This window comes from Modestobacter sp. DSM 44400 (assembly GCF_900107175.1).
Lineage (GTDB): Bacteria > Actinomycetota > Actinomycetes > Mycobacteriales > Geodermatophilaceae > Modestobacter.
Genome location: NZ_FNOZ01000004.1, coordinates 121776 through 144355 on the forward strand (window position 1 = coordinate 121776; position 22580 = coordinate 144355).

The 22580-nt window shown below is 73.8% G+C and carries 21 protein-coding genes; 7 read left to right on the top strand and 14 right to left on the bottom strand.

Annotated features, from left to right (window positions below; translation table 11 throughout):
* Positions 1–11: 11 nt before the first annotated feature.
* Positions 12–980 (bottom strand): aldo/keto reductase, encoded by a 969-nt coding sequence (locus tag BLW04_RS04855; RefSeq protein ID WP_091537643.1) that lies wholly within the window; start codon positions 978–980, stop codon positions 12–14.
* Between the two features lie 27 nt (positions 981–1007).
* Here BLW04_RS04855 and BLW04_RS04860 point away from each other — a divergent pair, with 27 nt between their 5' ends.
* Positions 1008–1835 (top strand): acyl-CoA thioesterase, encoded by an 828-nt coding sequence (locus BLW04_RS04860; protein ID WP_091537700.1) that lies wholly within the window; start codon positions 1008–1010, stop codon positions 1833–1835.
* Positions 1836–1893: 58 nt separating this feature from the next.
* Here BLW04_RS04860 and BLW04_RS04865 read toward each other — a convergent pair whose 3' ends face one another.
* The 6 genes from BLW04_RS04865 to BLW04_RS04890 are packed head-to-tail and all read right to left on the bottom strand — an operon-like array spanning position 1894 to position 8129.
* Complete coding sequence (locus tag BLW04_RS04865; protein WP_091537644.1) at positions 1894–4569, bottom strand: FtsX-like permease family protein; 2676 nt, start codon at positions 4567–4569, stop codon at positions 1894–1896.
* Entirely contained in the window at positions 4566–5234 is a 669-nt protein-coding gene (locus BLW04_RS04870) for an ABC transporter ATP-binding protein (RefSeq protein WP_091537645.1), read from the bottom strand. Before BLW04_RS04870 ends, BLW04_RS04865 begins: the two co-directional genes overlap by 4 nt.
* Positions 5231–5977, bottom strand: coding sequence for an ABC transporter ATP-binding protein (locus BLW04_RS04875; protein ID WP_091537646.1), 747 nt, complete (start codon positions 5975–5977; stop codon positions 5231–5233). Before BLW04_RS04875 ends, BLW04_RS04870 begins: the two co-directional genes overlap by 4 nt.
* 12 nt (positions 5978–5989) lie before the next feature.
* Positions 5990–6637: a TetR/AcrR family transcriptional regulator gene (locus tag BLW04_RS28045; RefSeq protein WP_091537701.1), complete on the bottom strand. Its 648-nt coding sequence runs from the start codon at positions 6635–6637 to the stop codon at positions 5990–5992.
* The gene (locus BLW04_RS28050) at positions 6634–7407 is read right to left on the bottom strand and encodes an ABC transporter permease (RefSeq protein ID WP_091537647.1); all 774 of its coding nucleotides are present in this window, start codon (positions 7405–7407) and stop codon (positions 6634–6636) included. Before BLW04_RS28050 ends, BLW04_RS28045 begins: the two co-directional genes overlap by 4 nt.
* A complete protein-coding gene (locus BLW04_RS04890; RefSeq protein ID WP_091537648.1) occupies positions 7404–8129 on the bottom strand; it encodes an ABC transporter ATP-binding protein in 726 nt (241 codons plus the stop codon). Before BLW04_RS04890 ends, BLW04_RS28050 begins: the two co-directional genes overlap by 4 nt.
* Before the next feature lie 96 nt (positions 8130–8225).
* On the opposite strand from BLW04_RS04890, the gene BLW04_RS04895 reads away from it, so the two are divergent.
* Positions 8226–9170: a TrmH family RNA methyltransferase gene (locus BLW04_RS04895; protein ID WP_254781062.1), complete on the top strand. Its 945-nt coding sequence runs from the start codon at positions 8226–8228 to the stop codon at positions 9168–9170.
* 350 nt (positions 9171–9520) lie between these two features.
* Here BLW04_RS04895 and BLW04_RS04900 read toward each other — a convergent pair whose 3' ends face one another.
* The 4 genes from BLW04_RS04900 to sepH form a co-directional block, all read right to left on the bottom strand.
* A complete protein-coding gene (locus BLW04_RS04900; RefSeq protein ID WP_254781063.1) occupies positions 9521–9994 on the bottom strand; it encodes a YflT domain-containing protein in 474 nt (157 codons plus the stop codon).
* Between the two features lie 180 nt (positions 9995–10174).
* Positions 10175–12061: an ABC transporter ATP-binding protein gene (locus BLW04_RS04905; protein ID WP_091537649.1), complete on the bottom strand. Its 1887-nt coding sequence runs from the start codon at positions 12059–12061 to the stop codon at positions 10175–10177.
* Between the two features lie 52 nt (positions 12062–12113).
* Positions 12114–13922, bottom strand: coding sequence for an ABC transporter ATP-binding protein (locus tag BLW04_RS04910; RefSeq protein WP_091537650.1), 1809 nt, complete (start codon positions 13920–13922; stop codon positions 12114–12116).
* Positions 13923–14068: 146 nt separating this feature from the next.
* Complete coding sequence (sepH, locus tag BLW04_RS04915) at positions 14069–15007, bottom strand: septation protein SepH (RefSeq protein WP_091537651.1); 939 nt, start codon at positions 15005–15007, stop codon at positions 14069–14071.
* 326 nt (positions 15008–15333) lie between these two features.
* Here sepH and BLW04_RS04920 point away from each other — a divergent pair, with 326 nt between their 5' ends.
* The 3 genes from BLW04_RS04920 to BLW04_RS04930 all read left to right on the top strand — a co-directional run bounded on the left by BLW04_RS04920 (position 15334) and on the right by BLW04_RS04930 (position 17425).
* Positions 15334–16821, top strand: coding sequence for a circularly permuted type 2 ATP-grasp protein (locus BLW04_RS04920; RefSeq protein WP_091537652.1), 1488 nt, complete (start codon positions 15334–15336; stop codon positions 16819–16821).
* Between the two features lie 78 nt (positions 16822–16899).
* Positions 16900–17121 (top strand): hypothetical protein, encoded by a 222-nt coding sequence (locus BLW04_RS04925; protein WP_091537653.1) that lies wholly within the window; start codon positions 16900–16902, stop codon positions 17119–17121.
* Complete coding sequence (locus BLW04_RS04930) at positions 17111–17425, top strand: type II toxin-antitoxin system PemK/MazF family toxin (RefSeq protein ID WP_091537654.1); 315 nt, start codon at positions 17111–17113, stop codon at positions 17423–17425. The genes BLW04_RS04925 and BLW04_RS04930 overlap by 11 nt, the downstream gene beginning before the upstream one ends.
* A 347-nt stretch (positions 17426–17772) precedes the next feature.
* Here the strand turns inward: BLW04_RS04930 and BLW04_RS04935 are convergent, their stop codons facing one another.
* The 3 genes from BLW04_RS04935 to BLW04_RS04945 all read right to left on the bottom strand — a co-directional run bounded on the left by BLW04_RS04935 (position 17773) and on the right by BLW04_RS04945 (position 20339).
* Positions 17773–17961 carry a hypothetical protein gene (locus tag BLW04_RS04935; RefSeq protein ID WP_091537655.1) on the bottom strand — a complete coding sequence of 63 codons (189 nt, stop codon included), beginning with the start codon at positions 17959–17961 and terminating at the stop codon, positions 17773–17775.
* A gap of 32 nt (positions 17962–17993) precedes the next feature.
* Positions 17994–19109 (bottom strand): phosphoserine transaminase, encoded by a 1116-nt coding sequence (gene serC, locus BLW04_RS04940; protein ID WP_091537656.1) that lies wholly within the window; start codon positions 19107–19109, stop codon positions 17994–17996.
* 99 nt (positions 19110–19208) lie between these two features.
* Positions 19209–20339 (bottom strand): citrate synthase 2, encoded by a 1131-nt coding sequence (locus tag BLW04_RS04945; RefSeq protein ID WP_091537657.1) that lies wholly within the window; start codon positions 20337–20339, stop codon positions 19209–19211.
* Positions 20340–20489: 150 nt separating this feature from the next.
* Between BLW04_RS04945 and pdxH the strand changes: the two genes are divergently transcribed.
* Both pdxH and BLW04_RS04955 read left to right on the top strand, forming a co-directional pair.
* Positions 20490–21146 (top strand): pyridoxamine 5'-phosphate oxidase, encoded by a 657-nt coding sequence (pdxH, locus tag BLW04_RS04950; protein WP_091537658.1) that lies wholly within the window; start codon positions 20490–20492, stop codon positions 21144–21146.
* A complete protein-coding gene (locus BLW04_RS04955) occupies positions 21143–22552 on the top strand; it encodes an MFS transporter (protein WP_091537659.1) in 1410 nt (469 codons plus the stop codon). Before pdxH ends, BLW04_RS04955 begins: the two co-directional genes overlap by 4 nt.
* Positions 22553–22580 lie beyond the last annotated feature (28 nt).

A 22580-nucleotide genomic window follows, 5' to 3' on the forward strand; every position in this document is an offset into this window, starting at 1 on the left:
AGGGGGCCGAACTACCAGGCGTACTGCATCGGCGCCGGCTTCTTCCCCGGGAAGATGTCGTCGAGCGCGTCGAGCTGCTCGGTCGTCAGGGTCAGGGAGGCCGCGCCCAGCGAGCTCTCGAACTGGGCCATCGTGCGCGGACCGATGATCGGCGCGGTCACCGCCGGCTGGTGCAGCAGCCAGACCAGCCCGACGTCGGCCGGCGCCAGCCCCCACTCCGCACAGAGGTCCTCGTACCGCTGCAACTGCGGGCGCACCTCCGCCACCCGCTTCTGGTTGCGCTCGTTGTGCCGCCGGCTGCCATCCTGCTTCGCGAGCACGCCGGCGAGCAGGCCGCCCTGCAGCGGGCTCCACGGGATGATGCCGATGCCGTAGTGCTGCGCGGCCGGGAGAACCTCCAGCTCGATGTCCCGGGTGAGCAAGTTGTAGATGGACTGCTCGCTGACCAGGCCGGTGAAGTGGCGGGCGCGGGCGGCCTCGCTGCCGGCGGCGAGCTGCCAACCGGCGTGGTTGGACGAGCCCACGTAGAGCACCTTGCCCTGGGCGACCAGCGTCTCGCAGGCCTGCCAGATCTCGTCCCACGGGGTGGCGAGGTCGACGTGGTGGAACTGGTAGAGGTCGATCCAGTCGGTCTGCATCCGCCGCAGCGACTCGTCGGCGGACCGGACGAGGTTGCGGGCGGACAGGAACGTGTCGTTCGGCCAGTCGCTCATCGAGCCGTAGACCTTGGTGGCCAGCACGGTGCGCTCCCGGCGTCCGCCGCCCGAGGCGAACCAGGTGCCGAGGATCTCCTCGGTGCGGCCCTTGCCGGCCGACTGACCGTAGACGTTGGCGGTGTCGAAGAAGTTCACACCCTCGGTGTGGGCGCGGTCCATGATCTCGTGCGCGTCCTCCTCGGAGGTCTCCGGGCCGAAGTTCATGGTGCCGAGGCAGAGCCGGGAGACCGACAGTCCGCTGCGGCCGAGGTGGGTCTGGTCCATGCCACCCACCCTGGCACCCTGTTCGGCGTGCCGCCGACCGACGCCGTCCCGCTGTCCGACTTCGACGCCGCCACCGCTGTCTCCCGCGGCGAGGGCGGCGGCCTGACCGCCGTCCTGGACCCGGGCTGGGACGTCGGCAGCGGGGTGCTCAACGGCGGGTACCTGCTGTCGGTCGCCGCGCGGGCCGCGGTGCTCGAGTCACCGCACCCGCACCCGGTGGCGCTGTCGGCCAGCTACCTGCGGGTCACCGGCCCGGGCAGGACGACGCTCACCGTGACGCCCGGCCCGGCCGGCCGCACGCTGGCGCACGCGCAGGTGACGCTGGGGGACCCGGCCGGCCCCACGCTCGCCGTCCAGGCGACGACTGCCACGCTGGGCGAGGACGCCCCGGTGTTCTCCTCTCCGATGCCGGAGGTTCCTCCCGTCGAGCGGTGCCTGCCCGCGGACGCCGGGGCCGACCTGGCCGGTCACCCGGTCCCCGTGGTCGGGCTGCGGGAGCGGGTGGAGACGCGGCTCGACCCGGCGACCGCCGGCTGGGCCGCCGGGCAGCCGTTGGGGGAGCCGGTGATGCGGGCGTGGGTCCGCCTGACCGGCGGCCGGGAGCCCGACCCGCTGGCGCTGGTCCTGTTCGCCGACGTGCTGCCGCCGACCAGCTGGGCGATCGGCCAGTACGGGTGGGCTCCCACGGTGCAGCTGCAGGTGCTCATCCGGGCGCTGCCGGCCCCGGGCTGGTGCCTGGTGGAGGCCCGGGCCAGCGAGGTCGCCGGTGGATGGCTCGACGAGGACTACCGGATCTGGGACTGCACCGGCCGGCTCGTCGCGCAGAGCCGACAACTCGCCCGCGCCCCGAGATGATGAAGGACCTCCTCCTCCCCATCCCTCGCAAGCTCGGGGCGGGGCCCTGGAGGGGGCCTCAAGCGTCATCGCGCAGCACGGTCGCCGGGTCGGCGCGGTCGGCGGCGCGTTGGGCGTACAGCGCGGCCAGCCCGGCCACCACGACCGCTCCGGCGACCGTCGCGGCCACCGCCGTCCACGGGACGTCGAGCAGCGGGGTGGGCGGGCGCAGCCGGTCGACGTCCAGCCGCCGGTTGACCACCGCCACCGCACCGGCCGCCAGCACCGCGCCGAGCACGAGGCCGGCGACGGCGACCCCGGCCAACTCGACGACCAGCGAGCGCAGGTGGGCCGCCCGGGACAGCCCCAGCCGGCGGGCCATCACGTACCCCGACACCCGGGTGCGGGACCGGGCCTCCAGGTACAGCAGCAGGCCGCCGATCGCGATCACACCGACGAAGACGGCCAGCGCGGACAGGTAGCCGAAGGTCCAGGTGATCCCCAGGAAGTTCGCGTTGGTCTGCACCTGGTCCGGTTGCAGCTCCCGGCTGTCCACGCCGCCGGCGGCGACGAGGGAGTCGATGGCCGGGCCGATCGACCCGTCGGTCCAGACCTCGGCCATCCGGCCCGCGCCGGCCGACCGCGGCACGTCCGGGACGCGGTCGGCGGCCACCATCACCACCGGGTCGGCGGAGCGGCGACCCGGCAGCACCCGGGCCTCGGCGACCACCTGGGCGGGCAGCGCCTGGCTGCCCAGCCACAGGTCGGGATCGCCGGCGGACAGTCCGGCGGCCACCACCGGCACCCGTCCGTCGACCTCGGGCCCGTCCAGCGCGGCGAGCAGTTCCGCCAGCGGCTGGTCGGCGAAGGAGTCGTCCCAGAAGGCGGTGCCGGCGAAGTCGTCGGGGTCCACGGCGAGCACCTGGACGTCGGTGCGGTCGCCGCTGCCACCGTCCTGGGAGGGGGCCAGCGCGCTCCCGTCGTACCGGACGACGTAGGTGCCCACCGCGTCGATCGCGGCGGTCGACTGGAACCGGCTCACCGAGATGACCGCCCGGGTCGCGCCGATCTGCACCCCGACCTTGGCGTCCAGAGTCGTCTGCGAGCTGGCGGTCAGCGTGGCGGTGTAACCGAGCACGGCGACCGGCAGGGCGACCGCGACCAGCAGTGTCGCGGTTGCCAGCCGGGCCGCGGTCAGCCGGTTGACCGCGAGGAACACCGCCGGTGCCCGGCGGCCCGCCCAGCCGCGCAGCCGCGGCAGCAGGGCGGTGACCAGCCGGGCAAGCAGCACCGCGGCGCCGGCGATGCCCAGCAGCGGGAAGGCCACCAGCAGCCCGTTGACCTGGGCCACCCCGCCGGTGCTCACGATGGCGTCCCGGCCCTCCAACAGCGCCCAGCACCAGGCGGCGGCCGCGAGCAGGGCCAGCTCCCACGGCACCTGCGCCGGCCACCGCGGTGTCGCGCCCAGCGGACGCTCCGCGGTGCCGCGGGCCCGCAGCCCGGCGACCACGGAGGCAGCGCCCAGCCCGACGACGAACGCGGCGACACCGGCCCACACCGCCGCACTGGTGGCCGCCGGGTCGAGGTCGTCGGCCGGCCCGAGGCCGGCGATCAGCAGCCGGGACGCCGCCCAGCCCAGCGCCGCGCCGGCCAGCGCGGGCAGCCCGAGCTCCAGGGCCGCCTTCCCGGCCAGCGGCACCGGGCCCACCCCGCGGGCGGCCAGCAGCCGGACCTCACTCGCCCGCCGGTCGGCCCAGAAGCTGCCGGCGGCCGCGACCAGGAGCAGCGCGAGCAGGGCACCGGCGACGGCCACCGGGATGACCGGCCCACGCAGCCCGGACTCGATCAGCTGCGCGCGGTCGGCGGCGGTGGCGAGACGTTGGTTGGTGAGGCTGAACGTGCGTCCGTCGTCGGCCAGCGCGAAGGCCCGCTGCTGGGCACGCTCCTGCTCGGCCCGCACCGCCCGGGCGTCGGTGAGGGAGAGACGGTCGGCGTCCAGTGGCACCTGGGCGATCTGCTCGACCACGGTGTAGCCGGCGGCCAGTCGGTGGAAGGTCGCCGGGTCGGGCACGATCCCCAGTGCCGGTGGAGGCGTGTTGGAGCTCGTGTCGTTGGCGTAGAGCAGTCGGTAGTCGCACCAGTAGGCGCCCGGGTCCACGGTGAAGAGATCGGTGTAGAGGCCGACGACGTCCACCGGCCGGTCGGCCACGGTGATCGTGTCCCCGAGGGCGATGCCCGAGTTCTGCGCGTACCCGGCCGGCAACCAGATGCCCTCGCCGGGCTGCTGGTCGACGACCTGCACATGCTCGGTCGCGCCGGGCCGGGAGAACAGGCTCAGCTGGATCGACACCGGCTCTCCCGAGGGCGCGACCACGGTGGCGCCGTCCGGTCCGCGGTACCGCCCGACCAGCTGCGCTGTCGCCAGCACCGGCGAGCTGGCCCGACCCTGCTCGCGCCAGGCCCCCGCCAGCACCTCGTCCAAGTTGGCGGACGCCAGCTGACCGGTCGCGACGCCGTTCTGGGTGAGCTGCTGGCTTCCGAAGCCCGCCTGCACCCAGCCGGCCTCCGCGCACTGCGGGGCCAGCTGCTGCTGCAGCGCGGCGGAGCGGGCCGAGGACAGGAACAGCGGCGCGGAGGCGACCGCGCACGCCAGGATCGCGCTGGTCACCAGGACGGCGGCGACAGCGGCCGGCTGGCGCAGTCCCAGCCACGGCGCTCGGGTCCAGGGCGGCAGCCGCCAGAGTCTGCGGCTCACGACGGCGCGCCGTCGGTCAGGTGGCCGTCGCGCATCGACAGCACCCGGTCGGCGCGGGCCCAGGCCAGCTCGTCGTGGGTGGCGATGAGCACCGCGGAGCCGGCGCGGGCGGCGTCGGTGACGGCGTCCAGCAGCCGGTCGGCATGCCCGCGGTCCTGGTGGGCGGTGGGCTCGTCGGCGAGCAGCACCGCCGGGCGCAGCAGCAGGGCGCGGGCGACGGCGACCCGCTGCTGCTCCCCGAGGGAGGCCTGCGCCGGGTAGCGGTCGACGAGGTGGTCGAGACCGAAGTCGGCGAGCAGGTCCCGCGCTCGCGGCTCCTCGGTCGCGAGGGTGCCGCGCAGCCGGGCCGGGAGCAGCACGTTGTCGCCCAGGTTGAGGTCGGCGACCAGCCCGAGGGCCTGCGGGACGAGGGCGAGCTCGGGCCAGCCCAGGGTGTCCGGGCGGCGGTCCGCCAGCGCGCCGTGGTAACTGAGGATGCCCTCGTCGGCGGTCTCCCAGCCGCACAGCAGCGCCAGCAGCGTCGACTTGCCCGACCCGGACGGTCCGACGAGCGCGACGAACTCGCCGGCGTCGACCTGCAGGTCCACCCCGGCCAGGGCGGACACCGTCTCCGCGCCGCGCCGGTACCGCTTTACCAGCCCACTGCCTTCAAAGCCACCCGTCACGCCGGCATCAGCCGGCCGTGGTCGAGCCGGATGAAGCCGTCGGTGACCGCCATCACCCGCGGGTCGTGGGAGGAGATGACGAACCCGACGCCGGCGGTGGACAGGTCCTCCATCGCGGCCAGCACCCGTTCCGCTGCAGCAGTGTCCAGCTCGGCGGTCGGCTCGTCGGCCACGACCAGGGCGGGGGCGCCGACCACGCCGCAGGCCACGGCGAGGCGCTGCTGCTCCCCGCCGGACAGCTGTGCCGGGTGGTGGTCGGCCCGCTCGGCCAGGCCCAGCCGGTCCAGCAGGTCCAACGCGTCGGCGTCGCTCACCGCCGTGCCGCGCAGCTGGCCGGCCAGCCGGATCTGGGCGACCGCGTCCAGGTAGGGCAGCAAATTCTCCCCGGGGCGCTGGAAGAGGTAGGCGACCTGCTGCTGGCGGAGCCGGCGGCGGGCCCGGGCGCGCAACTGGTCGACCCGCTGCCCGGCGATCAGCACCTCGCCGCTGTCGGGGCGGTCGATGCAGGCGAGCAGCCGCAGCAGCGAGGACTTGCCCGATCCCGACGGCCCGACCACCACGGTCACCTGTGCCCGCGGGATGGCCAGCGTGACGTCGACCAGCGCCGGCACCGACTCGGTCGCCGTCCGGTAGGTCTTGGACACGCCCCGGCACACCGCGGCCGAGGCCTCCACGGGCGCGGCGGTGAAGACCGGCGCGGCCAGCGGGTCGTCGGCGAACCGGAAGCCCTCGGGACCGCTCATCGAGTGCGCAGCCTAGGGGCTGGGTGCCGTTCCGCTGGGCAGGGCCACCGGTCCGGTCAGGTAACGCTGCAGCGTGGGCCCGACCGCGGCCACCAGCTCCTCGGCCGGCGCCGAGGCCAGCGGCTCCACCCGCAGCACGTACCGGGTGACGACCAGCCCGGCCAGCTGAGAGGCGACCAGCGCCCCCCGGGCCTCCGCCTCGGCCGGGGGCAGCCCGAGGGTGCCCACCACCCGGCGGACGACCCGATTGACGATGAACTCGCGCAGCAGCCGCGCCGTCCACTCGTTGCTGACCGCGGAGCGGATCAGCGCCAGCCCGGCGGCCCGGCCGGGCCCGTCCCAGACACCGAGCACCATCCGGACGACGTTCGCGCCGAGCTCGGCCGGGCCGCCCTCGAGCACCGCGGGCAGCAGCTCGTCGGGATCGGCCGGGGCGTCGACGGCGGCGAGGAAGAGCCTCTCCTTGCTGCCGAAGTAGTGGTGCACCAGCGCCGGGTCGACCCCGGCGGCGGCGGCGATGACCCGGATGGAGGCGCCGTCGTAGCCGCGTTCGGCGAAGGTGGCGCGGGCCGCGGCAAGGACGCCGTCCCGGGTCCCGGGGTTGCCAGGACGGCGGCCGGTGCCGCGGGCCCGGCGCGGCCGGGCGGCCGGCTCGCTCAGCTGGTCCTCCGCCGCAGGGTGGCCGCCGCCAGCACCAGGGCCAGCAGCGCGCCGCCGGCCACGACGGCCAGGTCCAGCCCCATCCGGCCGGTCGCCGCCGAGGAGCTGCCGACCTCCTGCAGGGCGTCGACGGCGTAGGTCAACGGCAACACGTCGCTGATCGCCTGCAGCCAGCCCGCCATCTGCTCGCGCGGCACCAGCAGCCCGCAGAGGAAGACCTGCGGAAGCACGACCACCGGCATGAACTGCACCGCCTGGAACTCGCTGCGGGCGAATGCGCTGCACAGCAGCCCCAGGGCCACGCCGAGGACAGCGTCGACCATCGCGATCAGCACCACCCAGCCCAGCGGGCCGGCCGTCTCCAGGCCGAGCAGCCCGAAGCCGACGGCGGTGGTGACGGCGGCCTGGACGGCGGCCGCGAGGCCGAAGCCGGCGCCGTAGCCCAGCAGCAGTGCCGGCCGGGGGAGCGGTGTGGTGAGCAGCCGCTCCAGCGTGCCGGAGGTGCGCTCGCGGAGCATCGCGATGCTGGTGACCAGGAACATCACCACGAACGGGAAGATCGCCAGCATCACCAGGCCGACCCGGTCGAAGACCTGCGGCTGCCCGGTCCACAGCGCGTCCATCAGGCCCAGCAGCAGGCTGGGCACGACGAGCAGCAGCACGATGGTGCGCGGGTCGTGCCGCAGCTGACGGAGCACCCGGGCGGTGACCGCCAGCGTGGTGGCGCCCGGCGCGGCGTGCGGGCGGGCGTGCGTCGGGATGGCGGTCATGCCCGTACCCCGGTCCGCTGCTCGCGGACCACGCGGAGGAAGGCCTCCTCCAGGTCGTCGGTGCCCGTGCGGACCCGCAGCTCGGCGGGGGTGGAGTCGGCGAGCAGCCGGCCCTCGCGGAGCAGCAGCAGCCGGTCGCAGCGGCCGGCCTCGTCCATCACGTGGCTGGACACCAGCAGCGTCGTCCCGGTTGCGGCGAGCGCGTGGAACTGGTTCCACAGTTCGACCCGCAGCAGCGGGTCCAGCCCGACGGTCGGCTCGTCGAGCACGAGTACCTCCGGCGCGGCCAGCAGGGCGCAGGCCAGCGACGCCCGTCCCATCTGGCCCCCGGAGAGGTCGCGCACGAGCTGCCCGGCCGCGTCGTCCAGCCCGACGTCGGCCACCGCCCGGTCGGCCGCCGCGGCGCCGACCCCGTAGAGCGCGGCGAAGAAGCGGGCGTTCTCCCGCACGGTGAGGTCGGCGTAGACGCTGGGTGCCTGGGTGACGTAGCCGACCCGGGAGCGCAGCGGGGTGGAGCCCGCCGGCTCACCGAGCACGGTGACCTCGCCGGAGCGGACCACCTGGACACCGACCAGCGCCCGCAGCAGGGTGGACTTCCCGCTGCCGCTGGGGCCGAGCAGCCCGGTGACCTGGCCCGGTGGGACGGCGAACGACAGGCCGTGCAGCACGCGGCGGCGGCCGCGGTCGACGACGAGATCGGTGACGGTGACTGCGGCGTCCATGCCGGCCTCCGACTCAGGGGACGAGGAACTCAACGCTAGATGAATTACTCGCCCGGGCACAGGGCCCTCCGGCACTGCCGTGCACGCGTCTTTCCGGTGCGCGGCGTCCCGGCCCGCGGCGCGGCGGGTGATCGCGAACCGCACGCCACAGCCGCCGTCCGCACGCTGTGGGGCGAGGACGGCGGCACGCAGGTGAGGACGGCGATCTCCCGGGCGGGCATGATCGCGGCCGTGCCGACGCTGCCCGAGGTGATCACCGACCCCGCCGACGAGCGGGTCGCCGACTTCCGCAACCTGGTCGCCGGAGACCGCCGGCCCGGCACCGAGCGGGGTACCGGCCCGGTCATCGTCGAAGGGGTGCCGGCCGTCGAGCGGCTGCTGGCGTCGCCGTACCCGGTGCGCACCGTCTTCGGCATCCCCGGCCGGGTCGCCGACCTCGGCCTCCCCGATGACGTGGCGGCCTACGAGGCCGACCGGTGGGTGCTTTCGGAGGTGATCGGCTTCCGGCTGACCCGCGGGGTGCTGGCCTCCGCCGACCGGATCCCACCGCTGGACCTGGGTGAGCTCATCACCGGTCCCGACCCGGCGGCGCCGCGCCGGCTGGCCGTGCTGGAGGGGCTCAACGACCACGAGAACATCGGGTCGATCGCCCGTTCGGCGGTGGCGCTGGGCATCGACGGGCTGCTGCTGGACCCGGCCTGCGCCGACCCGCTGTACCGGCGGTGCGTGCGGGTGTCGATGGGGCACGTGCTGACCCTGCCGATCGCGGTGCTCGGCAACTGGCCCGGCGATCTGGACCAGCTGCACGCTGCTGGCTACCGCACGGTGGCGTTGACCCCGGCCGCCGATGCCGTCGACCTGACCGATGTCGACCCGCGGTCGCACCGGCGGACTGCCGTTCTGCTCGGCGCTGAGGGTCCGGGGCTCACGGTCGCGGCGCAGCAGGCCGTGCAGGTGCGGGCCCGTATCCCCATGCGCACCGGGGTGGACTCGTTGGGCGTCGCCGCGGCGGCGGCGATCGCCTTCGCGTCGCTGCGCTGACCTGAGCGGCCAGCACGAACACGCCGGCGCCGGACCCACCGGAGATCAGCGCGAGCTGGATGTCGCCCAGGTAGTGGCACGTCGACCAGGCAGGGCCGGCGTGCTCGGACACCCGCGGCCCCCTACGGTCGGTCCATGACGTTCTGGATCGTGGCCGGGATCGTGCTGGTCGTCGTGCTGAGCTCGATGTGGCTGCACGACCGGCGTGCCCGGGCGCGGTGCGCGGGTCCGGGGCGACATCGGTCAGGGTGTCGACCGGGGCAGCGAGCGGGGCAATCCCGAGGCCTACCGCGGGACGAACCTGCACGGGGGCGGCTCCTACTGAGCGCGGGACCCGCCCCGGCCGTAGGTCAGCCGCGCAGCGACAGCCGGGCGAGCAATTCCCGGGCCTGCTCGGCGACGGGGGGAGCCGCCAGTACGTCGTAGCGGCTGGCGACCGTCTGACTGGTGCTGGTGAAGTCGCGCTTACCCTGCGAGGCCGCGTAGCCGACGGCCCCGAAGACGGCGCCGAACACCAGGCCGATGAGCAGCCCGGTGATCACCGACCCGATCCAGCTGGTCCCGTCGGGGGCGAAGATGCCCAGCAGCAGGCCCACGAAGAGCCCGAACCAGGCTCCGCTGGCCGCGCCGGCACCGATCGCACGGCCCCAGCTCAGCCGCCCCGTCACCCGCTCGACCATCCGCAGGTCACTGCCGATGATCGTCACGTTCTCGACCGGGAACTTCTCGTCGGACAGGAAGTCCACGGCCCGCTGGGCCGAGGGGTAGTCGCCGTAGGTACCGACCTGCACGCCGCCGAGCGGCATGGACACCGATGCTGTCATGTCAGCCTCCGATCAATGGGCCCGGCGGCGGCGTGGGGACCGGGCGTTCCGACCCCACGGCGTCCACCTGCGCGAGCGCCTGTCGTGTACCCGAACGGTCGCGACCTGCACGCTGTTCCGGGAAAGACCCGTCCTCCTCACCCCTCATGAGCTCGGAGCGGTGCCCTGGACGGGGCCGTCCTAGACCAGGCTGTCGGCCCAGGCCCGGTGCAGGTCGGCGAACCGGCCCGCGCCGGCGACCAGGTCGGCGGGGGAGCCGTCCTCGACGATCCGGCCGGCGTCCATGACCAGCGCCCGGTCGGCGAACTCCACGGTCGACAGCCGGTGGGCGATGATCAGCGCCGTCCGGTCGGCCAGCAGCGTCTGCAGGGCCCGCTGCACCAGCCGCTCGCTGGGCACGTCGAGGGAGCTGGTGGCCTCGTCGAGCACCAGGACCGCGGGATCGGCCAGGAACGCCCGGGCGAAGCTGACCAGCTGCCGCTGTCCGGCCGAGAGCCGGCCGCCCCGCTTGCGGACGTCGGTGTCGTAGCCCTCCGGCAGCGCCGCGATAAAGGTGTGTGCACCGATCGCCCGGGCCGCGGCCTCCACCTCCGGGCGGGTGGCGTCGGGCCGGCCGAAGGAGATGTTGTCGGCGATCGACCCGGAGAACAGGAAGCTCTCCTGGGTCACCATGACCACCGCACGGCGCAGGTCGGCGTCGGCGAGCTGGTCCAGTGGGACGCCGTCCAGGCGCACCTGGCCGGACAGTGGGTCGTAGAAGCGCGCCGCCAGCCGGGCCAGCGTCGATTTGCCCGCACCGGTCGCTCCGACCAGCGCCACCGTCTGCCCGGCCGGGATGGTCAGGTGCAGCTCCGGCAGCACGGTGGCCGCGCCGTAACCGAACCGCACGCGGTCGAAGACCACCTCTCCGGCGGCCGCCCCGGATCCCGAGGGCAGCGGAGTGGGGTCGACCGGCTCGGCCACCACCGACCGTTCCTCGAGCACCCCGGACAGTTTCTCCAACGCCGCGCTGGCCGACTGGTAGCTGTTGTAGAACATCGCGATGTCCTGCAGCGGGTCGAAGAACCGGCGCAGGTAGAGCAGGAAGGACACCAGGACGCCGACGGCCAGGTCGCCGTCCATCACGCGCAGCGCGCCGTAGCCGAGCACCGCGACGGTGATCACGTTGCCGATCAGAGTGACCAGCGGCACGAAGACCGCGATCAGCCAGAACGCCCGGTGGTGGGCGCGGCGGTTGTCCTCGTTCAGCTGGGCGTGCAGCTCGTCGTTGCGGGGCTCGCGGCGGAAGGCCTGCACCGCCCGCATGCCGCCCATCGTCTCGGTGAACTGGACGATCAGTGCCGCGATCGTCTGGCGGGTGCGCCGGTAGGCGACCGTGGAGTTGCGCTGGAACCAGCGGCTGAGCAGGAACAGCAGGGGAAAGCCCAGCAGCGCGACCAGGCCCAGCGGCGGGTCGAGCACCAGCAGGACGACACCGATGGTGAGCACGCTGAACAGGGCGGTGAGCAGGCCGTCGAGGCCCTCGTCGAGCAGTTCCGCCAGAGCCTCGATGTCGCTGGTCAGCCGGCTGATCGTCTTGCCCGAGGTGTAGCGCTCGTGGAAGGACAGCGGCAGGTGCTGCACGTGGGTGAACACGCGCCGCCGCAGTGTCAGCAGCACCGCCTGCCCGACGCGGCCCGAGCCGATCAGGAAGCGGTAGCGCAGCACCGTGTCGGCCAGCGCCGCCCCGACCATGGCCGCGGTCGTCCAGACCAGCGGCCAGGGATCGCCGTCCAGCAGTGCCGGGACGGCGACGTCGATGCCGACGCCGATCAGGAACGGCCCGGCCAGCCAGGCCAGGTTCTGCACCAGGATCACCCCGAGCAGCACCCACAGCGCCCGGCGGTGCGGGCGCAGCAGCTCACCGAGCAGCTGCCGGGAGCGGCCGCGCAGGAAGGAGCTGGCGGTGGCGGAGAGGTCGTCGTCGTCCTCGGTGGCCACGCCGCGCCAGCCGGCGGAGGTGTCGGGCGGGGTGGGGCCGGACGGGGAGGTGCCGGACGGCGGGCCGGCCGGACTCGCGGTGCTCATCGACCCACCTCCGGTGCCGGAGCGGAACGGCTACGCCGTGCTGTCGAGCACCTCATCGGCTGCCCACCTCGCTCAGGTCGCCGAGGTTCGCCGAGCCACCCAGCTCCGACTCCGAGGAGAGCAGCTCGCGGTAGGCCGGCACCTCCGCCAGCAGGTCGGTGTGCCGGCCGACGGCGGTGATCCGCCCGCCCTCCAGCAGGGCGACCCGGTCGGCGAGCAGCACCGTGGAGGCGCGGTGGGCCACCACCAGCGCCGTGGTCTCGGCCAGCACGTCGCGCAGCGCACGCTCCACCAGCGCCTCGGTGTGCACGTCCAGCGCCGACAGCGGGTCGTCGAGGACCAGCACCGACGGGCGGCCCAGCACCGCACGGGCCAGCGCCAGCCGTTGACGCTGCCCGCCGGACAGGGAAAGCCCCTGCTCGCCGATCCGGGTGTCCAGCCCCCAGGGCAGGTCGTGCACGAACTCGGCCTGGGCCACCCGCAGCGCCTCCGCGACCTGGTCGTCGCCCGCGTCAGGCCGGCCCAGCGTCAGGTTCTCCCGGACGCTCATCGAGAACAGCGTCGCGTCCTCGAAGGCGGTGGCGACAACACCGCGCAGCTGCGTCAGCGGCAGGTCGCGGACGTCGTGCCCGTCGAGGGTCACGCGTCCGGACGTGACGTCGAGCAGCCGGCTGACCAGGGCGGTCATCGTGGTCTTGCCCGACCCCGTGGCGCCGACCAGGGCGACGGTCTCGCCGGGAGCGACGTCGAGGTCGACGCCGTCCAGGATCGCCGCCCCGGCACCGGGGAAGCGGAAGCCGACCGACTCGAAGCGCAGTCGGGCGGGCGTGCCGACCTGCTGGGGTCGGACGCCCGGGGAGTCGGTCACCGTCAGCGGGGCGTCGAGCAGCTCACCGATCCGGTCGCAGGCGCTGGCGGCCTCCTGGGCCTGGGCCAGCAGGAAGCCCAGCGACAGGATCGGCCACAGCAGCACGGTGAACAGCGCGACGAAGCCGACCAGGCCGCCCACGGTGAGAGCGCCGCTGCCCACGGCCAGCGAGCCGCCGACCAGAATGACCGCCAGGGTGATCTGCGGGTGGAACTCGAACAGGCACCAGATCTGGGCCAGCGTGCGCACCTTGACCAGCTGCAGGTCGTGCAGCCGCAGCGCCTTGCGGTCGTAGCGGCCGAACACCAGCCGGCTGCGGCCCAGCGACTTGACCACGCGGATGCCCTGGACGGCCTCCTCGACGTCGGTGGCCAGCTCGCCCTGCTCGTCCTGCACCAGCCGGGACTGGGCGTTGTACCGCTTCTCCCAGCGCAGCCCGAACGCCGTCAACGGAATGCTCGTGATCAGCACCGCGACGCCCAGCGGCCAGTAGGTGAGCACGAGCAGGACGCCGACGATTGCGCAGGTGATCAGGTTGACCACGAGGAAGACCGCGCCGAAGCCGACGAAGCGCCGGATGGTGGACACGTCGGTGGTCGCGCGGGACAGCAGCTGACCGGAGGGCCAGCCCTCGTGGAAGGCGATCGGCAGGCGTTGCAGCCGTTGGTAGAGGGTGTCGCGCAGGTCGCGCTCGATCTGCAGGCTGCTGATGTTCATCGCCCAGCGGCGGAGGAAGAACAGGGCCGCCTCGGCCAGCCCGAAGCCGAGGGCCAGGGCGAGCAGCGGGACGAGGCCGGCCCGGTCGCCGTCCGCGATCGGCCCGTCGACCACCGCCTGGATGACCAGCGGGATGACCAGCTGGGTGAGCGTGGCCAGCAGCGCGCCGGTGAAGGTCAGCGCGATCAGGCCGCGGTAAGGGCGAGCGAACGGCCACAGCCGCGCCAGCGCCGAGAGGCGGCCCCGGGTCGTCTCGAGCGTGGGGTCATCGGTCATGGCCTGGTCAGGCTATGACGAGGTGCTGACACTCCCTAACCATTTACGCCGGAGGCGTGCCGTTGGCTCAGCCGCCGGAGGCGTGCCGTTGGCTCAGCCGCCGGAGGCGTGCCGTTGGCTCAGCCGCGCAGGGCGTGGCCCTCGGCTCAGCGGTGCCGGCGGACGCCGAAGACGATGTCCTCCCACGCGGGGATGCGAGCCCGCGGGTCCTCGGTCTCGCCGTCGCCGAGCTTGCCGAGCACCACGGTGTCGCGGGTGGCCAGGTCGTCGTCCCCGACGTCGGAGCCCGACAGCAGGACGTCGACCGGGTTGCCGTCGACCGGGACGACGTTGCGCACGCCCTCCTCGGCGTCCGCGATCTCCTCCACCACGAGGTCGTCGGCGTCGGTGATCGCGTCGGCGTCGGCCGGGTCGGACCCGCCGCGGGCGACCGAGATCGGCCGGCGCGGGTCGGCCGCCGGGATGCCGGCCGGGACGTCGGGGACGACGCGCACCAGCCGGGTGCCCTCGGCGAAGTCCATCGTGGTGGCGTCGACCGGGGTGACGGTCTTGGCCGGGAGGTCGAAGCTCCAGCGGGTGGTGCCGGACTTGTGGCCGGCCCGCCAGGCGGCGCGCACCTGCCAGGTGCCGTCCTCGTTGCGGTGGGCGTCCCAGCGGACGGCGTCCAGGTCGGCGCCCAGCAGCCGCAGGCGCTCGGACATGAACTGCTCCAGCGGCACCGACGGCGTCCCCTCGGACAGCCGCACGCGGGCGTCGCGGGCCTGGTCGGCCACCCGCTCGCGTTCCTGCAGGACAGGGTGCGCGAAGCGCATGATCCGCTCCACCGAGGTGCCGGAGGAGTGCGCGACCTGCTCTGGGGTCTCCCCGGCGCGGATGCGGGCCTGGATCACCCGCGGAGGCAGCGAGTTGCCGACCTCGATCTCGATCTGGGCGACCCGGTGGGCGTCACCGCGCGCCGCGGCCCCGAGCCGGTCGTCGATCGGGACGAGGAACCGTTCGGCGGGATCGCCGGACTCGGGCCCGTCCGGAGCCAGCACCAGGTGCTTGCCGTCGTCGGAGAGCGCCACGAGGCGCAAGGAGCGCATGAGGGACGTCCTCCAGCTGGATCGGGGAGGCCTGGGGGAGCAGACCCGTCCCGCGAGGCTATCTGCGTCGCACGCGCCCCACGCGCAGACACGCCCGGTCCGGCGCGTCGGCTCGACAACGCCCCCACAGAGTCCCCGACCGAGCGTGCCCGCCCGGTCGCGCAGCGCAGAGAAGTCAGCCATTGTGGCCACTCTGGCCGGCGGGGGCACGGGTGCGCCGGCCCGACTGCTGCGGCCGGCGGAGGTCACACCGTGGGAGGACGGGACGGTGTCGTGGGCTGACCAAGCGGGTTCCCGGTGGTTCGATCGGTGGTTGTGAGGCCTCGATGACCGATACCGCCGGCGTGTTCGCCCGCTATCCCGGCTCGCCCGGTGACGAGGCGGTCGAACCCGACGGCACGCTGCGGGCCGGTTACGAACCGGCGCTCCGGGCCCTCGACGAGCTGGGCGGGGTCGGCCTGGCCGCCGCGGTCGGGGAGATGGCCAGGGAACGGCGCGTCCGCGGCGTGGTCGTCGGCAGCTTCGTCGACGGCCGGCTCGAGGAGCGGCCGCTGCCGCTGTGCCCGGTGCCGCGGGTGCTGCCCGCCGCGGACTGGGAGCACCTGACCCGGGGCGTCGAGCAACGCACCCGCGCACTGAACGCCTTCCTGGCCGACGTCTACCGGCCTGCCGGACGACGGCGCACCGACGCCGACCGCGAACCGGAGGCGGTGCGGGCCGGGGTGCTGCCGGCCCGGGTGGTCACGGCGAGCCCCGGCCACCGGCCCGGCGCGGTCGGACTGGCCTGGCCTGGCCAGCAGCGGATCACCGTGTCCGGCCTGGACCTGCTGCACGGGCCCGACGGCTGGGTCGCACTGGCGGACGACCTCCGCGTCCCGGCCGGCATCGGCTACGCGATCAGCAACCGCGAGAGCGCGGCGGCCGCGCTGCCGGGCCTGTACCTGGGTGAGTCGGCCGCCGGGCTGGCCGACCCGCACGAGGCCGTCGACGTCCTCCGCGCGGCGCTGGTCGACGCCGCCCCACCGGGCTGCGAGGGGCCGCCGCAGCTCGGGCTGCTCACCGACGGCCGGCACAACGCGGCGTGGTTCGAGCACCAGCTGTTGGCCGAGGCGATGGGCATCCCGATCGTCACCCCTGACACGCTGTGGCCCACGCCGACCGGTGGGGTCGCCGTCCAGGTCGACGGCCGGCGGCTGCCGGTGAACGTGCTCTACCGGCGGCTCGACGAGGCCGGGCTGGCCGCCCACCTCACCCCGACCGGCACCCCGGTCGACGTGCTGTTGGGCGAAGCTGTGCGCCTGGGGCAGCTGGCGCTGGCGAACGTGCCGGGCAACGGGGTGGCCGACGACAAGGTCACCTACCGGTACGTGCCGGAGATGATCCGTTTCTACCTCGGCGAGGAGCCGGTGCTGTCCTCGGTGCCGACCTGGGTGCTCGCCGACGCCGCCGACCACGCCGCGGTCCGTGACCGACTGCACGAGCTGGTCGTCAAGCCCGTCGACGGGTACGGCGGGCAGGGCGTGGTCTTCGGGCCACTGTGCTCGGCCGCGGAACTTGCCGAGCTGGAGGCCGTGGTCGCCGCGACGCCGCACCGGTTCATCGCCCAGGAGCCGGTGGATGTCACTACCGTGCCCACGGTGGTCGATGGGCTGGTCGCCCCGCGGCACGTCGACCTGCGCGCCTTCGCGGTGGCCGGCACCAGCACCAGGGCGCTGCCGGCGCCGCTGACCCGGGTGGCGCTGACCGAGGGGTCGCTGCTGGTCAACTCAGGCCGCGGCGGCGGCAGCAAGGACACCTGGATCCTGCCGGCCTGAGGGCGGAGGCGTGTGTCCACTTTGTGCGCGTAAGACAATTAACCGACGCTCGGCAGTACGCTCGCCACCGTGGCTGTCGTGAACTTCAGGACCGATGAGCGGTCCGAGCGTGCTCTGGCGGAGCTGACCGCCGACGGTTCCACCGTGTCCGACGCGATCCGTCAGGCGCTGGTCGACGCCGTCCGGCTACGCCGGCGCGAGGCGATGCGGCGGGAGTCGCTGGAGGCGGCCGGGAACCCGGCCGACCTCGCCGAGAGCCGACGGGTCCTGGCGGAGATGGACGAGCTGCGTGCGCGGTGACGTCCACCGCCTGCGTGCTCCCCGTGACGCTCGCGGCAGCGAGGAGCGCGGTGCGAGGTACGCCATCGTGGTGCAGTCCGATGATCTGCTGCTGTCGACCGTCCTCGTGGCTCCCACGTCCCGCTCGGCATTGCCCCGGGTCTTCCGTCCGACGATCACGGTGAACGACCAGCAGACGCAGGTCCTCGTGGAGCAGGCGACCGCAGTGGCGCGGGAGCGCCTCGGTGAGCTCGTCGGCCACCTCAGCTGCGACGAGTTGGCGCAGGTGAACGACTCGCTCCGTCTGGCCCTCGAGCTCGACTGAGGAGGCTCGACGATCGGCGCTGACCAGGGGACATTCCAGCGCCCGTGCTGCCGCGGCCCAGCTGGCGTCGTAGCAGATCAGGTCGTGCTGCTCGCCGCGGACGGCAGCCTCGGCGAGCCACGAAGGCGCGGGATGCACGAACGGCCCGCACAGTCGGCGGGAGAGGTCCAGGTGCTCGTCGACAACCGCAGCCGGCTGCCGTAATGCGCGCAGGAGCACGTTGCCCACCTCATAGCTGACGAGGTCCCCGGCGCGATGGGCGGTCAGCAGTTCGCGCGCCGCTTCGACCTCGGCCTTCCCCTCCTCGTGTACCCACGTGGGGACGACGGACGTGTCGATCAGCAGGGTCACCGACCACGCTCGGCTCGCATCAGGCCAGTAGCGTCCAACGACCCGGCCGCCCGCATCGCCACCCGGGCCCGGTCGAGCGCGGCATCGAGTTCCTGGGGATCTTGCTGCTCCAGCTCACGCCAGGCCGCCTCACGGTCGAGGTCAGTGAGCAGGTCGCTGGGCAGGGAGACCGTCACCTTCGGCATGCCCGAAGGATGACGCGAGTACTGCTCGGCGGCTAGAGCCGACCGACCACGTGCTCGATGCAGGCGGTCAGCGCGCTGACGTCGTCGGGGTCAACGGCAGGGAACATGCCGACGCGCAGCTGGTTGCGGCCGAGCTTGCGGTACGGCTCGACGTCGACGACCCCGTGAGCGCGCAGGGTCGCAGCGACCAGGGCGGCGTCCACCGATTCGTCGAAGTCGACGGTGCCGACCACCAGCGAGCGCTCCGCCACCTCGGTGACGAACGGCTGGGTGTAGGAGGTCTTCTCCGCCCAGCCGTACAGCCGGCTCGAGGAGTCCGTGCTGCGTGCCACCGCCCCGGACAGCCCGCCCAGCCCCAGCATCCAGTCGATCTGGTCGGCCAGCAGGAACAGCGTGGCCACCGCGGGGGTGTTGTAGGTCTGGTCCTTGGCGGAGTTGTCGACGGCGACCGACAGGTCCAGGAAGCCGGGGATCCAGCGCCCCGAGGCCCTGATCTCGGACACGCGGGCCAGCGCCTTCGGCGACATCAGCGCGATCCACAGCCCGCCGTCACTGGCGAAGGACTTCTGCGGTGCGAAGTAGTAGACGTCGCTCTGCAGCACGTCCACCGGCAGGCCGCCGGCGCCGGAGGTGGCGTCGATGAGCACCAGGGAGCCCTCGTCGGCGCCGGCCGGCCGCAGCACCGGTGCCATCACGCCGGTGGAGGTCTCGTTGTGCGCCCAGGCGTAGACGTCGACGCCGGCCTGGGCTTCGGGCAGGGCCAGCGAGCCGGGGGCGGCCTTGGCGATCACCGGGGCGTCCAGGAACGGCGCCTCGGCGACTCCGCTGGCGAACTTGGCGGAGAACTCGCCGTAGGTGCCGTGCGCGCTCTGCGTGCGGATCAGCCCGATAGTGGCGGCGTCCCAGAACGCCGTCGTCCCGCCGTTGCCCAGCACCACCTCGTACCCGTCGGGCAGGTCGAAAAGCTGCGTGAGCCCCTCCCGCACCCGCTTGACCAGGTTCTTCACCGGCGCCTGCCGGTGCGAGGTGCCCATCAGTGCGGCCCCCGGCCCGGCGAGGGCGGCCAGTGCCTCCGGGCGGACCTTGGACGGGCCGCAGCCGAACCGCCCGTCCTTCGGCAGCAGGTCGGCGGGGATGGTGATGCTCATGCGCGCTATGCCTCTCGAAGTGGTGGCCACGGCAAGGCCTCGGCCCCCTGCAGGGCCCCGCCGCGAGCCTGCGAGTGGCGGGGGGCAGGGGGTCCTCTTTCAGGCGGGGGTGGCCTGGCTGATCGACTTGGTCTGGACGGTGTCCCAGCCCTCGACGTCCTCGGGCTTGCGCGGGTCGGGCCCGATGTAGCGGGCCGAAGGCCGTACCAGGCGGCCGGTGTTCTTCTGCTCCAGGATGTGCGCACACCAGCCGGCGGTGCGGGCGCAGGTGAACATCGAGGTGAACATGTGGCTGGGGACCTCGGCGAAGTCGAGCACGATGGCGGCCCAGAACTCGACGTTGGTCTCGATCGGACGGTCGGGACGGCGCTCGCGGAGTTCCTTGAGCGCGGCCTGCTCCAGCGCGAGGGCGGCCTCGAAGCGGGGGGCCGCGAGCTCCTGGGCGGCGCGGCGCAGCACGCGGGCGCGGGGGTCCTCGGCGCGGTAGACCCGGTGGCCGAAGCCCATCAGCCGGTCGCCGCGGTCGAGCAGGTCCTTGACGTAGGAGTCGGCGTTCCCGGACTGCTCGACGCCGTCCAGCATGTGCAGCACCCGGGACGGCGCGCCACCGTGCAGCGGGCCGGACATCGCGCCGATGGCCCCGGACAGCGAGGCGGCCACGTCGGCGCCGGTGGAGGCGATCACCCGGGCGGTGAAGGTGGAGGCGTTCATGCCGTGCTCGGCGGCCGACGTCCAGTAGGCGTCCACGGCGGCCACGTGCGCCGGGTCGGGCTCGCCGCGCCAGCGGACCATGAAGCGCTCGACGATCGTGGCGGCCTGGTCGATCCGCTTCTGCGGAACGGCGGGGATGCCGATGCCGCGGGCGGACTGCGCGACGTAGGACAGCGCCATGACCGCGGCCCGGGCGAGCTCCTCGCGAGCCTCCTCGGCGGAGATGTCCAGCAGCGGGCGGTAACCCCAGATCGGGGTCAGCATCGCCAGCGCGGCCTGCACGTCGACCCGGACGTCGCCGGTGTGCACCGGAATCGGGAACGGCTCGGCCGGCGGGAGGCCCGAGCCGAACTTGCCGTCGACCAGCAACGCCCAGACGTTGCCGAAGGTGACCTTGCCGACGAGATCCTCGATGTCGACGCCGCGGTACCGGAGTGCGCCGCCGTCCTTGTCCGGCTCCGCGATGGTGGTCTCGAAGGCGATGACGCCTTCCAGGCCGGGTACGAAGTCGTCGGCCATCTCGCATGCTCCTTTGCAGCGGGGGTGGTGCGTCGTGGCGCAGGTCCGCCCATGACAGCCGACAACTTAGGCGCCTGCCCGCCGGCCGGTGCACCCGGGCGGTGCGGAACGGACCGGCCGCCCTCTGCCGGCCTCCCCGGCGGTGACAGCATGGCGGCCGTGCCAGACCTGACCAGCATGCGCAGGGACTACGACGACGGGGGCCTGTCCGAGCAGACTCTGGCCGCGACCTGGGTCGAGCAGTTCGACCGGTGGTTCGCCGACGCGGTGGCCGCGGAGCTGCCCGAGCCCAACGCGATGGTGGTCGCCACCGCCGACGCCGACGGTGCGCCGGACGCTCGGATCGTGTTGATGAAGGGCTACGCCGCCGACGGGTTCGTCTTCGGCACCAGCTACGCCTCGGCCAAGGCCGCCGAGCTCGCGGTCAACCCGCGGGCGGCGCTGGTTTTCCCCTGGCACGCCCTGCAGCGCTCGGTGCGGGTGACCGGCCGGGTCGAGCGGATCGGCCCGACGGCGTCGGACGCGCTGTGGGACCCGCGCCCGCGCGGCTCCCAGCTGGCCGCCGCGGCCTCGATCCAGTCCACCGTGGTCGAGTCGCGGGCCGAGCTGGTCGAACGGGTCCACGCCCTGGACGTGGCGACGCCGCCGGGCCAGCTGCCCCGTCCCGACGCCTGGGGCGGCTACCGGGTGGTGCCCGGGACCGTGGAGTTCTGGCAGGGCGGCCACGACCGCCTGCACGACCGGTTGAAGTTCGTGCGCGATGACGAGGAGGGCGGCGGCTGGGTCGTGCGGCGCCTGGCCCCGTGACCGTCCCCGGCGACAGTCAGTCCGGCCAAAGTGGCCACTTCGGCCGGACTCAGGAGCCGACGCCCGTCGACCCGCTCGAGGGTGGGGGGCCGGTCGCGCAGCCCCAGCCGGTGCGTCGTCGCCGCTGGGCGATCGACACCACGCCGCTGCGCAACCGCCCCTACCGACGGCTCTTCGGCGGCGTGGCGGTGACCATGCTCGGCCAGCAGATGACGCTGGTCGCCGTTCCGTACCAGGTCTACGAGCTCACCGGCTCCTCGTTGATGGTCGGCGTCACCTCGATGGTCGCGCTGGTGCCGCTGGTCGTCTTCGGCCTGCTCGGCGGGGCGATCGCCGATGCCATGGACCGCCGGAAGTTGATCCTGATCACCTCGGTGGGTGCGGCGGTCACCAGCGCGCTGCTCGCGGTCCAGGCACTCCTGCCCGGCAACGGGAACCTGGCCGTGCTCTGGGTGCTCACCGCGGCGGTGTCCGGGTTCGCGGCGGTGAACCAGCCGACCCGTAGCGCCGTCATCCCGGCCCTGGTGGGTGAGGAGGGTGTTCCGGCTGCGAACGCGCTGGCCATGACCGTGCGGCAGATGGGGGTCATCGTCGGGCCGCTGCTCGCCGGCGTGCTGATCGGCGTCGGCAACCTCCCGATCACCTATACGATCGACGCCCTGGGATTCGTGGCGGCGGTGTTCCTGCTCCGCGGGCTGCCGTCGCTGCCGCCGGGCGGCGGGGCCGGGCCATTGCGTCTGCGCGCGGCCGTGCGCGGCGTATGGGAGGGGTTCGCCTTTCTGCGCACGCAGCCGGTGCTGCTGATGACCTTCGTCGTCGACGTCATCGCGATGCTGTTCGCCTGGCCGCAGGCGGTCTTCCCGGAGCTCTCCCAGACCGTCTTCGCCGGGGATGCCAACAGCCTGGGCTGGCTGTTCGCCGGTGTGTCGATCGGCTCGCTGCTCATGGGCTTGAGCTCCGGCTGGGTCAGTCACGTGGACCGGCAGGGCGCCGTGGTCCTCGGCGCGATCGCGGTGTGGGGCGTGGCCATCGTCGGCTTCGGCCTGGCGAACTCGCTGTGGCTGGCGGTGCTGTGCCTGGCGGTGGCCGGCGCCGGCGACATGGTCAGCGCGGTGCTGCGCTCCTCGATGCTGCAGACCGCGGCGCCGGACGAGATGCGCGGCCGGATGCAGGGCGTGTTCATCGTCGTGGTCGCCGGTGGTCCCCGGCTGGGCGACCTGCGCGCCGGGGTGCTGGCCAGCGCGTTCGGGGTCAGCGTGGCCATGGTGTCCGGCGGTGTGGTGATCGTCGTGCTCATGGCGGTGGTCGCGGTCGTCGTCCCGTCGTTCTGGCTGTTCCGCGCCTCCCGGGCGACGGAGTACGCCGAACGCGCCCGGACGACGATCGCCGGGCCGGTCGCGGGCTGACGCGGGCGTGAGTCCCGGGTCGCCGGGT